Genomic DNA, 13,529 nt, shown 5'->3' on the forward strand with positions numbered 1-13,529 from the left:
CGCTAGACGGCAACGCGCCGGCTAATTTCTACCACCCGATCGCTGGGAAGATGGTAGTGGTTGATTACGTGCGTGCAGTTGCGCTTCATGAAGGCAAAAATGTGCCGTTGCCAGGCCGCCATACCGGACCCGCCTTCGCCTGCCACAATGGTTTCATGCCCGACATACCAGGTGGCGTCATCGGTGGCGAAAAGCGCGTTAATCTCGCTGACGCCCTGCAACAAACGCGGGATGTCCGGGTGTTCCATAAAACCATATTGCGCTACGCCGTGCCAGTAGCCCGGCGCGCGCTGTTCCACCCTGATACGCTGCTCTTCTCCGACGTAGGGCACGTTGAGAATATCAATGGTCAGCGACAACACGTCCTGCTGTAGCGCCCGGTTTCGCGCGACGTGCCAGCGCATTACCGGCGGGATATTGTTCTGCGTGCGGGTCAAAAAGACGGCAGATCCCGCCACTCTGGGCACCGTCTTTTGCTGAAGCTGGGCAAAGAACGCATCCACGCTGACGCCCTTCTCGCCCACCGATGCGGATACCGCCTTAACGCCGCGGTGCCAAATCAGCATCACCGTACAAATAGCTGCGGCCATCAGCAGCGGTATATAGCCGCCTTCCAGGACCTTTATCAGATTGGCAAATAAGAATGTGGCATCAATTACCAGAAAACAGAGGGCAATAACCGCGCTGCTGGCCAGGCTCCAGCGCCACACTTCCCGCATCGCCACAAACAACAGCCCCGTAGTCATCAGCATGGTTAATGACACGGCAATGCCGTACGCCGCGGCAAGCTTATCTGAGGATTTAAAGAACACCACCAGCCCGATGGTTACTACCATCAGCAGCCAGTTGATTATCCCGATATAAATTTGACCGTAGCTTTCTGCCGCCGTCTGCTTGATGCGTAATCGAGGTAGCCAGCCGAGCTGAATCGCCTGACGCGTCATGGAAAAAGCGCCGGTAATAATCGCCTGACTGGCGATGATCGTCGCCAGCGCGGCAAGAATGATGAGCGGTACCTGCAGGGCTGGCGGACAGAGCGTATAGAATAAATTTTGTTTGCTGTCGGCACCGGCCAGAATCAGCGCTGACTGACCAGCATAGTTGAGCAGCAGCGAAGGAAAGACGATGCCGTACCAGGCAAGCCAGATGGGCTTTTTACCAAAATGCCCCATGTCAGCATACAGCGCCTCGGCCCCCGTCACGCAGAGAAATACGCCGCCCAGGACCAGGAAACTGGTGTACCCGTTCGAAAACAAAAACGCGATGCCGTACGCAGGATTGAGGGCCAGCAATACCGAGGGGTGCTGAACGATCCCCCGCACGCCCAGAGCCGCAATCGCCAGAAACCACAGCGCCATCACTGGGCCAAATATCTTCCCTATACGGGCGGTACCAAAAGGCTGGATCAGGAACAGCGCCAGCAACACCGCCACCGTCAGGGGTAATATGTACGGCTGGGACTCCGGAATGACCATCTCCAGCCCTTCCAGAGCGGAAAGCACGGAGATGGCCGGGGTTATCGCGCCATCTCCGTAAATTAAAGCGGCGCCGATGAGGGCAGCAAAAATGACCCAGCGTCCGCCTTTGCCTTTTTCCACCAGAAGCGACATCAGGGCCATGATGCCCCCCTCGCCATGATTATCAATTCGCATGGCGAAGGCGGCATATTTAATTGAGGTCACCAGGATAAGCGTCCAGGTAATAAGAGAGAGCAGGCCCAGGATGACGCCTGGCGTAGGGTCATGCTCTGAGAGCGACAGCACCGTCCGGAAGGTATAAAGCGGGCTGGTGCCGATATCACCAAAAACGACGCCCAGCGCGCCCCCCGCAAGCAGGGTTAACCGGGAGAGAGGTTGTGACGGTTCACAGCTGTGGCGCGGGCTCATATTTTCCAGCAAGAGTCAGATAATCCTGTAAAAAACATAGCCCATCTGCCCCACCCGCGCCAACCGCGCGCCCTGTATTACTGCGGCTTGGCCTTCGCCAGGCTAAACCAGATCCCCACTGCCAGCAACAGCAGCATTCCGCCCGCGCTGCCCAGCGCCACGCTGTGGGAGGTAATAAACGCGCTTTTCGCCGCCTCAATCACCGGCTCAGCCAGAGACGGCGTCAGGTTCTGCGCCACCTTCATCGCTTCACCAATCGATGACGAGGCTTTGTCGACGAGCGAGGCGTCCAGCCCCTGCGGCAGCTCAATTGAAGCCGAGAAGCTGCGGGTCAACAGCAGGCCAAAAATGGCAATCCCCAACCCGGCCCCCAGCTCATAGGACATGGTTTCAATCGCCCCCGCTGCGGCGGCTTTCTCCTTCGGCGCGGCAGCCATAATTGCCGAGGTCGAAGCCAGCAGCGCGCTGGCGGCACTGAAGCCGAGCAGCACCATCAGCCCCCACGCCTGCCACTGCTGCGTGCTGAAGTCGAGCGTCGACAGGCCGATAAAGCTGACGGCGCTGAGCCCCATGCCGCCGGCCGCGACGATGCGTAGCCCCAAACGCCCAACCAGCACGCCCGCGATCGGCCCGCTGAACCCGCTGGCGACCATCACCGGCAGCATAAACATGCCCGCTTCAAACGGCGTAAAGGCGTGAACAAACTGCAGCTCCTGGGCCATCAGCAGCTCAAACCCGACCAGGGCAATCATGGCGGTCATCGCCATCACCACGCCGCTCAGAATGATGCGGTGACAGAACAGGCGCATGTCGATCATCGGTACGCGGGCGCGAAGCTGAATACGCACAAAGATAAACAACAGCACCGAGCCGCTCACCAGCGCGGAAGCCACCAGCCACGGCGACAGCGCGCCTTTTAGCGCGGTTTTGGCGCTGTAGACCAGCAGCAAAATCGCCACAATCAGCATGATGGCATGGCTGATATTCAGCGGCTGCTCCGGGCGTCCCTGCTGAGGAGGGACAAAACGCGCGGCCAGCGAAACCACCACCAGCACGATCGGCACGTTGATTAAAAACACCGATCCCCAGTAAAAATGCTCCAGCAGCATACCGCCGATCAGCGGGCCAAACGCCGCCCCGCCGGAACCGACCGCCGCCCAGACGCCGAGCGCGATATTGCGATCTTTCGCGTCGGTAAACAGCGTGCGGATCCCAGCCAGGGTGGCAGGAATGATCATTGCAGCACCGATCGCCAGCGAGGCGCGCGCCGCGATCAGCCATCCTGCTGAAGGGGCAAACGCTGCCGCCAGCGACGACAGGCCAAACAGCGTGCTGCCAATCATGAGCAGTCGTTTAAAACCAATCCGATCACCCAGGGCGCCCATCGGCAGCACCATACCCGCCATCACCAGCGAGTAGATATCGATGATCCACAATAATTCGTTACCGCTGGCGCCCAGCGTCATGCTCAATGTTGGCGCCGCCACGTGCAGCACCGTCGCGTCAATCGCGACCGGGATATACACCAGCACGATAATCACTAACGCTAACCACTGACGAAACATAAATTTCCTTTTCATTTTAAACCTGGACACATGTCCAGATTGCGATCCTACGTAAAGTTGAACGCGTGTCCAGCTTTTTGTTACACTCGTTCCGTTCCCATTGAGAGTGAGTAACGATGCGATATCTGAGCAAGGATGAACGGCGCGAAGCCATCTTACAGGCCGCCATGCGCGTGGCGCTGGCCGAAGGACTGGCGGCAATGACGGTACGCCGCGTTGCGGCTGAAGCCGGGGTTGCGACCGGACAGGTTCACCATCATTTTACCTCCGGCGGAGAGCTAAAATCGCTGGCCTTCGTACGGTTAATTCGCGAGCTGTTAGATGCGGATGTCGCGGGTAAACAGGCGGGATGGCGGGAGCAGCTTCATGCCATGCTCGGCAGCGATGACGGCAGGTTCGAGCCCTATATTCGCCTGTGGCGCGAAGCGCAGATCCTGGCCAGCCGCGATGCCGATATCAAAGGCGCCTATGTAATGACCATGGAGATGTGGCATCAGGAAACGGTGGCGCTGATCGGCGCGGGAACGGAGGCCGGGGTATTTCGTCCTGGCGATCGGGCAGAAAATATCGCCTGGCGCTTGATTGGCCTGGTATGCGGTCTTGACGGGATGTATATCTTAAACATGCCCGAAATGGATGAAACCGCGTTTAACAATCATCTGGATAAATTAATCACGCTCGAATTGTTTACTCCCCGGTCTCAGTCGTGATGTTGCCGGGTGGCAGCGACGCCTTACCCGGCCTACAGCCCACCTCTTTGCGCATTATTTCCCGGCCTGAGGATGTGTATCAAAGCCCGCCATTACCGCCGTTAGCTCCGCCAGGGAAAATCCGTGTTTTGCATCGTCAACGCCCAGTCCAAAGCGTTCCTGCATCAGCTGGTAAAGCGCCTCGGCATCCGGCAAATGGATCTGCTCCTCCACATGGCCATTCTGCCAGTGGGTAAAGTTGAAGTTGGTCAGCGTCAGCTTGCCGCCGTCCGGCAGATGGCGACACATCAACAGATGATGACGGAAATGCGACTGCGGCCAGTGCGCCGACCAGAAATTCCCCATCACGTAATCGCTGAAATACTGCGTCGTCAGGTCAAACTGGTACATCGACTGCCAGTGCTCGTGGTGACGGAACTGCAGCACCCAGTCGTTGCCCTCGCTCAGCAGACGATACAGCCTGTGCGGCGTCTCCTGTTCTTCATTAGCGAGCAATCGAATCGGCGCCGTCAGCGTCTGGCCGCCAAAACCGACATCGGCTATCCAGCGCTCACCGTTAAGCTCAACCAGCAGCAGGCGATGCGTGCGCGGCGGCATTTGCGGCGGACTCGCTAATACCACGCGTCCCAGCACGCTGCGCACCGTAAATCCGACCTCACGCAATACGCGCTCGAACAGGCCGTTTTGCTCAAAGCAGTAGCCTCCGCGACGTGCGGTGACCAGCTTGTCAACGAGGCACCGATCGTCAAGCTGGATTTCGCGCGGCAGAACGACATCGATATTCTCAAAAGGGATCGCACAGTTGTGATGTAAATGCAGCGCGCGCAGGGTATCGATATCCACCCGTGTCGGCTGCGTCCGGCCGATGCGGGCGAAATAGGCGGTCAGGAATGGGGACATGCATCAGTTTCCTTTGATTGTGATGTTCTGTTTATAAACTAATTTTACCCACTCACTTTGATTTACGTGCTTTTTCGCCATAATCATCGGTGTAGATGAGGAGATCCTATGAGCCACTTTCGCCCTGTTGAATTACGTCATGCCAGCCGTCTGCTGAACCACGGCCCTACTGTGCTTATCACCAGTCGGGATGAAAGCCTCGACAGACGTAACGTGATGGCCGCCGCATGGTCAATGCCCGTTGAGTTTGAACCGCCGCGCATCGCGATCGTCGTGGATAAAAGTACCTGGTCACGCGAGCTGATCGAGCGCAGCGGAAAGTTTGGCATCGTCATCCCCGGCGTGGCGGCGGCCAACTGGACTTACGCGGTCGGCAGCGTCAGCGGGCGCGACGAGGACAAATTCAACTGCTATGGGATCCCGGTGGTGAATGGCCCGGAGCTCGGCCTGCCGGTCATTGAAGAGAAATGCCTGGCGTGGATGGAATGCCGGTTATTACCCGTGACCTCCGCGGCAGAGAAATACGACACGCTGTTTGGCGAAGTGGTTTCAGCGGCAGCGGATGAGCGGGCGTTTATCGCCGGACGCTGGCAGTTTGACGGGGATAAGCTTAATACCCTGCATCATCTTGGGGCCGGGACGTTTGTGGCGAGCGGGAAAATGGTGAGGGCTCTGGATTGAGAAAACCCTCCCCCAATTGGGAGAGGGTGACCGTATTACTTCGCACGACGCGCAATAATTTCATCCGCAACATTCCGCGGGGCTTCCGCAAAATGATGGAACTCCATCGTATACGTCGCGCGTCCCTGGGACATCGAGCGCAATGTCGTGGCATAGCCAAACATCTCTGCCAGCGGCACGTCAGCGCGAATAATCTGGCTTCCGTACTGCTCCGCCATCCCCTGCACCATACCGCGACGTGAAGAGAGATCGCCCATGATGTTACCGGCGTACTCTTCCGGCGTTTCCACCTCCACATGCATGATCGGCTCAAGGATCACCGGGTCCGCCCTGCGGGCGCCCTCTTTAAAGCCGAGGATCGCCGCCATGCGGAACGCCATCTCCGAGGAGTCAACGTCATGATACGAGCCAAACGTCAGCGTCGCTTTGACGTCTACAACCGGATAGCCCGCCAGCACGCCGCTGTTCATCGCTTCCCGCAGCCCTTTCTCAACGGACGGAATATACTCGCGCGGAACCACGCCGCCCTTAGTGGCATCTTCAAATTTAAAACCACTTCCAGGCTCCAGCGGCTCCAGGCTCAGCACCACATGGCCGTACTGCCCTTTGCCGCCGGACTGACGGACAAATTTGCCTTCGATATCCTTCACCGTTTTACGCAGGGTTTCGCGGTAGGTTACCTGCGGACGACCAATGTTCGCTTCGACGCCAAACTCACGCTTCATGCGGTCGACGATGATCTCAAGATGTAGCTCACCCATCCCGGAGATAATGGTCTGGCCGGACTCTTCGTCAGTATGCAGGCGGAAAGATGGATCTTCCGCCGCCAGACGCTGCAGCGCGATCCCCATTTTCTCCTGATCGCCTTTGGTTTTCGGCTCAATCGCCAGCGAAATCACCGGATCCGGGAACTCCATGCGCTCAAGCGTAATGACGGCGTTCGGATCGGTGAGCGTGTCACCGGTGGTCACGTCTTTCAGCCCCACGCAGGCCGCGATATCCCCGGCGCGCAGTTCGTCCACCTCGTGACGATCGTTGGCATGCATCAGCACGATACGCCCGATACGCTCTTTCTTCCCTTTCACCGGGTTATACACCGCGTCGCCTTTACGCAGCACGCCCGAGTACACGCGGATAAAGGTCAGCTGACCAACGTACGGGTCGCTCATCAGCTTGAACGCCAGGGCCGAGAACGGCTCATCATCGCTAGGATGACGCTCCGCGTGCTGCCCTTTTTCATCCACGCCATCAATAGCAGGCACGTCCAGCGGCGACGGCATAAGCTCAATCACCGCATCGAGCATGCGCTGCACGCCTTTATTTTTGAACGCGCTGCCGCACAGCATCGGCTGGATTTCGCCCGAGATAGTGCGAATACGCAGCCCTTTGATGATTTCCGCTTCCGACAGGTCGCCCGTTTCCAGGTATTTGTCCATCAGTTCATCGCTGGCTTCCGCTGCCGCAGAGACCATTTTTTCACGCCACTCCTGGGCGGTGCTGACTAAATCGTCCGGCACGGGCGCATAGGTAAACACCATGCCCTGCGTCGCATCGTCCCACAGAATAGTGCGCATCTTGATGAGATCCACCACGCCGGTGAAACGATCTTCTGCGCCTACCGGGATGACAATCGGCACCGGATTGGCCTTCAGGCGTTCCTGCATCATCCGCACGACGCGGAAGAAATCGGCACCCGGACGGTCCATTTTGTTAACGAAGGCCAGACGCGGAACGTGATATTTATTGGCCTGACGCCAGACGGTTTCCGACTGAGGCTGCACGCCGCCCACGGAGTCATACACCATCACGGCGCCGTCGAGCACGCGCATGGAACGTTCCACCTCAATGGTGAAATCCACGTGCCCCGGGGTGTCGATGATGTTGATACGGTGCGGTTCATATCCTCTGTCCATACCCGGCCAGAAGCAGCTGACCGCCGCGGACGTAATGGTGATCCCGCGCTCTTGCTCCTGCGCCATCCAGTCAGTGGTTGCCGCGCCATCGTGTACTTCACCCAGCTTGTGGCTCATCCCGGTATAAAAGAGGATGCGCTCGGTGGTGGTGGTTTTACCGGCATCGATATGCGCGGAGATACCGATGTTGCGATAACGTTCGAGAGGGATGGGTCGGGGCATGATATTTCCTTAAGTCTTATGACTTGTCTGTGACGACCAGGATGGTCGTGCATTCGTTCGTTTGCTATAATAGTCCTATTGTACGAGTATTATCGAACTATTTTTTAAGGGTTGACCTATTGTTGATATAGCTCAATCTGACACCATACGCAGGAAAACGATGATCCCAAACCACCCTGAAACTGAACAAATACAGCTAGAAAATGTGCTGTTTGCCCTCGGCAACCCGCTCCGGCTTGCGATAATTCGCCGGCTGGCAGATGGCAGCGAACTCAGCTGTAACGCGCTGCGCCCGGAAGATGTGGTGAAGTCCACGATGACCCATCACTGGCGCGTACTGCGCGACAGCGGAGTCATCTGGCAGCGTCCGCAGGGACGCGAAAACATGATTTCATTGCGAAGAGACGATCTGGATACCCGCTTTCCGGGACTGATGGCGATCCTGCTGCAGGTTAAGTAATTTCAGTCCCTTCCAGGCGATAGACCGGGACCTGCCGGGTTGTTTTGGTCAGCGTATCGAACACCTCGGCGTTGGACGTCACTATCCGCATCCCTGTTTTGCGTAGCCGTTGTACATCGGCCGCGATACGCTGAATGCCAAACCAGAAAAGCCCGTCGAGCGCGGTCACAGACAGCCCGTTTTCCAGCGCCAGCTTGAGGCGTTCCTTTGGCGCTTTCACCTGCTGGGCAATTTGTCGGTAAGACGCTTCCGTCGCGCCCGTGGCGTCACTGCGCTGGATCCGCGTCTTCAGCTGATAGGTAAACTCGTCAGGTATGCCGTCCAGATCCCTTTTAAGGCTATAGACGCAGCCAAAGCGCTTGCCGTTAAACAGAACATTTTTCTGACTGAGCTGAAGCTCTTTTCTGACAGCGTCAATCAGCTGGGGCGCGCGGGTGAGGAGCAGCCTGAACGGCAGCTCGAAGCTGGTGACATAATCCACATTAAGCAGCGCGAGACGCAGACGATCCTCCGCACCGGCCTTTTGCTCACGACACTCCTCCAGCACCTCCGCCCACTGGCGCGTCAGGCGCTCCGGTTCGGCGGCTTCGGTCAGGAGATATTTTTCAATCTGATAATCAACTCTTCCGGTCATCGTGTGGTATCCCGTCGCTGTGGCTGCGGTAATTCTATACAGCGCGGTGAGTTTTATAAAGGACTGAACCGCAGCGACACGCTGTAAATGTCGTTGCGATTCAGTATCCTGAGGTTTCGAATCAGTGCGCCATAACCCAGCCCATCAGCAGCGTGGCGAAAATGACCGTCGAGGCACCGCCGATACGCGTCGCAATCTGCGCGAACGGCATGAGCGACATGCGGTTGGAGGCGGACAGAATGGCCACATCTCCCGTACCGCCCAGCCCACTGTGGCAGCAGGTTACAATCGCCGCTTCCACCGGATACATATTCAGACGCGACGCAATCACGTAGCCGCTCAGCGCCATCGCAATCACCACCGATCCGCATACCACTACATAGCCCACCGAGAAGACCGACACCACGCTTTCAAGCGGCACGTATAGCATCCCGAGGCCGATCATCAGCGGCCAGACCAGCGCAGCCGAAACGAATTTATAGCAGCTGTGCGCACCCTGCTCCATTGAGGCCGGGATCACCCTGAAGTATTTACACAGGACGGCAATCAGGATCATCAGCACCGGGCCGGGAATGTGGACCAGTTTTTCAAACAAGCCTCCGACGATGAAAAACGCGCACACCATCAGCAATCCGCCGCCCATCAGATGAAAATCCGTCTGCTGTGCGCTTTGCGCCCCGGCAAACAGGCTGGCGTCGTCTTTACTCCGCGTGAGCATGCCATTTCCCGAAAGCGCAGGACGTTTCGCGCCGAGTCGCGCCAGCGAGCCCGCACAAATAATGGCGAAGATATTCCCAACGACCGCAGCGGGTGCCAGCTGCGCAACGTAGACGTCAGGCGTCTGCCCCAGTATTGCCGAATAGGCCAGGGACAGCGGCAAAATCCCCTCGCCGATCCCGCCGCCAATGATGGGCACAATGATGAAGAAGAAGGTGTGGTAAGGCGTATAACCAAACAGTGAGCCCACAATGAGGCCGCTCAGCACGGCCATGCATGTTCCCGCCACCAGCGGAACAAACATGCGCATCATCCCCTGGATCAGCAGCACCCGATTCATCCCCAGAATGCTGCCGACTACCAGGCAGGCGATGACGAAATAGAGCAGATTCGCCTCTTTCATCAGCAGATGCACGGTCTCAAGGGTATGTTTCCCGAATACGCCAAAATAAACCAGCACGGAGGGGACCATCAGGCACAGGATCGCCGGGCCGCCGATATCTTTCAGTACCGGGATTTGACGCCCCACTTTGGCAAACGCGAAACCAAGGGTCATGATGACCGCGAGTCCACCTATCATATTTTTCGGCAGCAGCCCTGCCCAGGCGGACGTCGCCACAATGGCGGCAATCCCGACGAACAGCATCAACGGGACCGTGCCCACCTCGGTATTGCTGAGCCCAAAGGCGAAACGCGAGGTAGACAGCTCAGAAGTCGGTACAGGATTATCTTTCATATAATCACCTGAAAATTGTGTTCGGATATACAGAGAAAGGAATAAACTGGAGCTATTCCTGATACGAATAAATGTTTTTAAATATAAATAATGACTTAGATGGCCTTTTCTTAAACCAGGCTCAATATGAAATTATCACGAGCCTGCCGGGAGAAATGTGAACAATACGGCCCTTTATCTTTAAATAACTTAATTCATCATTAAGTAACTAAAGTTATTTATGATGACCAGCATCGCTTTCTTGCGCCTTATCAATATTTGACGAAAGCATTAGTTATTCAACTAATGCAATCTTTTTGAAATTAATTAAACCAGAGAGAGTGTGACCCTTGTCACTCCTGCCCTGCTTTCTAAGCGCTAGATTAGCGCTGCAATAAAACACATAAAATACCCTACAGGAAATACTATGCCTTCATTACTATTACAGTCACTGTTTCCACTCGTCTTTATTATGTTACTTGGATGGCTAAGTGGAAAGTTGGGATATTCCCGGCGTGAAGATGCAAACGTCATGGCAACCGTGGTGATTCGTTTCGCCCTTCCTTTTCATCTTTTTATTGGTGCATTGCATACCGATCCCAATAAAATTAAGAACCTGACCTTTATGGCCGTTTTGGTGGTCGGTTTAATGGGATCGTATTTGCTGACCTTATTTATTTCACGCTACGTTTTTCGCCACGATATCAAAACCAGCGCCATTCAGTCTCTGGTTTGCGCCTTTCCTGATATGGCCTACTTTGGCGCACCGGTTCTGGCGGTATTGATTGGGCCGGAAGGATTTATCGGCGTGCTGATCGGCAATATTATTACCAGCGTTATCATGATCCCCCTGACTATCGTCCTGATTCGTATGGGTGATAAAAGCGGTCATGATGGCCTGGAGGCGCTGCATCCGGGCGCGATGATCGTGCAAAACCTCATCAAAGCGGCACGCAACCCTATCGTCTGGATCCCGGTCTCCGGCGTATTGCTCAGCCTGGCCGGCGTGCAAATCCCTGCTATTCTCAGCATGCCTATTGAGATGGTTGGCAAAGTTTCAGGCGGACTGTCCCTGTTTGCCCTCGGCCTGCTGTTTTACGGCGAACGTCCAAAACTGAACGTGCAGACATTTACCAATATCAGTATTAAAAACTTAATTCAGCCAGCAATGATGGCCGCCGCCGGGCTCGCCTTTGGCCTGAGCCATACCTTACTACAGCAGGTCGTAATTATTGGCGCAACACCTTCCGCGATTGCGGCGGGGATGTTTGCGTTGCGCAGCGATACCTATATTGATACCGCATCCTCTTCCATATTAATTGGCACGGCCATCGGGGTCGTGACCGAAGGCATCATGATTTATTTAATCTCTTAATCTGTTTTGTTAAAAAAATTCAGGAGTTAACCATGTCCCGGAAAGAAGTTCTGTACACCCCCTATAACGGTGCCGTATTGCTGGAAAACCCGCTACTAAATAAAGGCCTCGCATTTATTAAAGAAGAGCGTGATAATTTTAATCTGCATGGATTATTGCCGCATAACGTTGAAACCATTGAAGAGCAAACCGAGCGCGCCTGGGTGCAGTTCTGCCATTTTAAAAGCGATATTTCGCGTCATGTTTACCTGCGAAATATTCAGGACACCAATGAAACTCTCTTTTATAACCTCTTGCGTTCGCATCTGAAAGAGACGTTACCGATTATCTATACCCCGACGGTCGGTGAAGCCTGCGAGCATTTCTCCACGATTTATCGACGCGCGCGCGGCCTGTTTATTTCATGGCCTAACCGCCATCGTATTGATGAGATGCTGCAAAGCTTTTCGCGTAACGACGTTCGCGTGATAGTGGTAACGGACGGGGAACGTATTTTAGGGCTTGGCGATCAGGGTATCGGCGGGATGGGCATTCCAATTGGCAAGCTGTCGCTTTATACCGCCTGCGGAGGGATCCACCCGGCCTCTACCCTTCCGATTATGCTGGATGTCGGCACCAATAATCAGCAACACCTCGACGACCCGATGTACATGGGCTGGCGCCACCCGCGCATCAGCGACGACCAGTACGCTGAGTTTATGGATATGTTTGTCAGCACCGTTAAAGCGCGCTGGCCCAACGTTCTCCTGCAGTTTGAAGACTTTGCGCAGAAAAACGCCACGCGACTTCTCCAGCGCTACCGCAACCAGCTGTGCTGTTTCAATGATGACATCCAGGGCACGGCAGCCGTCACCGCCGGTACGCTGATGGCTGCGGCCCATGCCGCGGGTACGCGCATTCGCGATCAGCGCGTGGTCTTTTTGGGCAGCGGCTCTGCCGGGTGCGGGATCGCTGAAAAAATTGTGGCGCTGATGGTGGACGACGGCCTGACCGAGTCCGAAGCCCGCAGCCGGATCTTTATGGTCGATCGCTTCGGCCTGCTGACCGATGACATGACAAACCTGCTCGATTTCCAGAAAAACCTGCTTACCGCGCGCGATGCCGTTTGCAGCTGGCAGGTGGACGCGAAGAATATTTCCCTTCTGGACGTGGTGAAGAACGCGCATCCCACGGTGATGATCGGCGTTTCAGGCCAGCCTGGGCTGTTCAGCGAAGAGATCGTCAAAGAGATGCATCGCCATTGTCCGCGCCCCATCATCATGCCGCTCTCGAACCCGACCTCGCGGGCGGAAGCCCAGCCGCAGGATCTTATCGCCTGGACACAGGGTGCCGCGCTGGTGGCCACCGGCAGCCCGTTCGCTCCGGTATTCTGGGAGAATACGCACTACGAGATCGCCCAGTGTAACAACGCCTATATTTTCCCTGGTCTGGGGCTTGGCGTGCTGGCCTGCAACGCGCGCCGGGTGACGGAAGAGATGCTGATGGCAGCAAGCCGCAGCCTGGCCGCACAGTCTCCACTGGTGACCACGGAAAGAGGCGGACTGCTGCCGCCGGTAGATCAGATTGAAACGGTTTCACGCCAGATTGCCGTCGCCGTCGCCCGGGCCGCCATTGAACAAGGCGTGGCGCCGTCTTTAGATGATGAAACCCTGATGGCGCGCATTGAGAAGACCTGGTGGCAGGCAGACTATGCGCCGTACCGCCGTTCTGCGCTGTAGCGCTGGTCATGCCCTCACCGCAGGGTGAGGGCA

Annotated in this window: 11 protein-coding genes; 5 read left to right on the forward strand and 6 right to left on the reverse strand. The window is 56.2% G+C overall.

Annotated elements, in window-relative coordinates; genetic code table 11:
- Window positions 1-2: 2 nt before the first annotated feature.
- Window positions 3-1,886, reverse strand: a complete 1,884-nt coding sequence (locus ACW9E7_RS10055) for a potassium transporter Kup (protein ID WP_458728388.1) — start codon at window positions 1,884-1,886, stop codon at window positions 3-5.
- Window positions 1,887-1,963: 77 nt separating this feature from the next.
- The gene (locus ACW9E7_RS10060) at window positions 1,964-3,451 is read right to left on the reverse strand and encodes a SmvA family efflux MFS transporter (protein WP_458727717.1); all 1,488 of its coding nucleotides are present in this window, start codon (window positions 3,449-3,451) and stop codon (window positions 1,964-1,966) included.
- A gap of 116 nt (window positions 3,452-3,567) precedes the next feature.
- Between ACW9E7_RS10060 and ACW9E7_RS10065 the strand changes: the two genes are divergently transcribed.
- Window positions 3,568-4,161 carry a TetR family transcriptional regulator gene (locus ACW9E7_RS10065; RefSeq protein ID WP_458727718.1) on the forward strand — a complete coding sequence of 198 codons (594 nt, stop codon included), beginning with the start codon at window positions 3,568-3,570 and terminating at the stop codon, window positions 4,159-4,161.
- Window positions 4,162-4,215: 54 nt separating this feature from the next.
- On the opposite strand, the gene nhoA is transcribed toward ACW9E7_RS10065, so the two are convergent.
- Window positions 4,216-5,061: an N-hydroxyarylamine O-acetyltransferase gene (nhoA, locus tag ACW9E7_RS10070; RefSeq protein ID WP_458727719.1), complete on the reverse strand. Its 846-nt coding sequence runs from the start codon at window positions 5,059-5,061 to the stop codon at window positions 4,216-4,218.
- A 108-nt stretch (window positions 5,062-5,169) separates the two neighbouring features.
- Between nhoA and ACW9E7_RS10075 the strand changes: the two genes are divergently transcribed.
- The gene (locus ACW9E7_RS10075; protein WP_458727720.1) at window positions 5,170-5,742 is read left to right on the forward strand and encodes a flavin reductase family protein; all 573 of its coding nucleotides are present in this window, start codon (window positions 5,170-5,172) and stop codon (window positions 5,740-5,742) included.
- Window positions 5,743-5,777: 35 nt separating this feature from the next.
- On the opposite strand, the gene fusA is transcribed toward ACW9E7_RS10075, so the two are convergent.
- Entirely contained in the window at window positions 5,778-7,877 is a 2,100-nt protein-coding gene (gene fusA / locus ACW9E7_RS10080) for an elongation factor G (protein WP_127731047.1), read from the reverse strand.
- A 160-nt stretch (window positions 7,878-8,037) separates the two neighbouring features.
- On the opposite strand from fusA, the gene ACW9E7_RS10085 reads away from it, so the two are divergent.
- On the forward strand, window positions 8,038-8,337 hold the full coding sequence (locus tag ACW9E7_RS10085; protein WP_115875225.1) for a winged helix-turn-helix domain-containing protein: 300 nt from the start codon (window positions 8,038-8,040) through the stop codon (window positions 8,335-8,337).
- Here the strand turns inward: ACW9E7_RS10085 and ACW9E7_RS10090 are convergent.
- A complete protein-coding gene (locus ACW9E7_RS10090) occupies window positions 8,330-8,971 on the reverse strand; it encodes an ECs1377 family protein (protein ID WP_458727721.1) in 642 nt (213 codons plus the stop codon). The two genes, ACW9E7_RS10085 and ACW9E7_RS10090, sit on opposite strands and share 8 nt — an antisense overlap.
- Window positions 8,972-9,092: 121 nt before the next feature.
- Complete coding sequence (locus ACW9E7_RS10095) at window positions 9,093-10,424, reverse strand: 2-hydroxycarboxylate transporter family protein (RefSeq protein ID WP_458727722.1); 1,332 nt, start codon at window positions 10,422-10,424, stop codon at window positions 9,093-9,095.
- Window positions 10,425-10,830: 406 nt separating this feature from the next.
- On the opposite strand from ACW9E7_RS10095, the gene ACW9E7_RS10100 reads away from it, so the two are divergent.
- Together ACW9E7_RS10100 and ACW9E7_RS10105 are read left to right on the forward strand one after the other, a co-directional pair.
- Window positions 10,831-11,778, forward strand: a complete 948-nt coding sequence (locus tag ACW9E7_RS10100; RefSeq protein ID WP_115875230.1) for an AEC family transporter — start codon at window positions 10,831-10,833, stop codon at window positions 11,776-11,778.
- Between the two features lie 32 nt (window positions 11,779-11,810).
- Window positions 11,811-13,496: an NAD-dependent malic enzyme gene (locus ACW9E7_RS10105; protein ID WP_248174313.1), complete on the forward strand. Its 1,686-nt coding sequence runs from the start codon at window positions 11,811-11,813 to the stop codon at window positions 13,494-13,496.
- The last annotated feature ends 33 nt before the right edge of the window (window positions 13,497-13,529 follow it).

This window comes from Enterobacter sp. H2G27 (assembly GCF_054403075.1).

Bases quoted from the DNA above. Each gene is read 5' to 3' on its own strand.
- ACW9E7_RS10055 (WP_458728388.1), bottom strand. From the start codon at position 1,886: ATGAGCCCGCGCCACAGCTGTGAACCGTCACAACCTCTCTCCCGGTTA.
- ACW9E7_RS10060 (WP_458727717.1), bottom strand. From the start codon at position 3,451: ATGTTTCGTCAGTGGTTAGCGTTAGTGATTATCGTGCTGGTGTATATC.
- ACW9E7_RS10065 (WP_458727718.1), top strand. From the start codon at position 3,568: ATGCGATATCTGAGCAAGGATGAACGGCGCGAAGCCATCTTACAGGCC.
- nhoA (WP_458727719.1), bottom strand. From the start codon at position 5,061: ATGTCCCCATTCCTGACCGCCTATTTCGCCCGCATCGGCCGGACGCAG.
- ACW9E7_RS10075 (WP_458727720.1), top strand. From the start codon at position 5,170: ATGAGCCACTTTCGCCCTGTTGAATTACGTCATGCCAGCCGTCTGCTG.
- fusA (WP_127731047.1), bottom strand. From the start codon at position 7,877: ATGCCCCGACCCATCCCTCTCGAACGTTATCGCAACATCGGTATCTCC.
- ACW9E7_RS10085 (WP_115875225.1), top strand. From the start codon at position 8,038: ATGATCCCAAACCACCCTGAAACTGAACAAATACAGCTAGAAAATGTG.
- ACW9E7_RS10090 (WP_458727721.1), bottom strand. From the start codon at position 8,971: ATGACCGGAAGAGTTGATTATCAGATTGAAAAATATCTCCTGACCGAA.
- ACW9E7_RS10095 (WP_458727722.1), bottom strand. From the start codon at position 10,424: ATGAAAGATAATCCTGTACCGACTTCTGAGCTGTCTACCTCGCGTTTC.
- ACW9E7_RS10100 (WP_115875230.1), top strand. From the start codon at position 10,831: ATGCCTTCATTACTATTACAGTCACTGTTTCCACTCGTCTTTATTATG.
- ACW9E7_RS10105 (WP_248174313.1), top strand. From the start codon at position 11,811: ATGTCCCGGAAAGAAGTTCTGTACACCCCCTATAACGGTGCCGTATTG.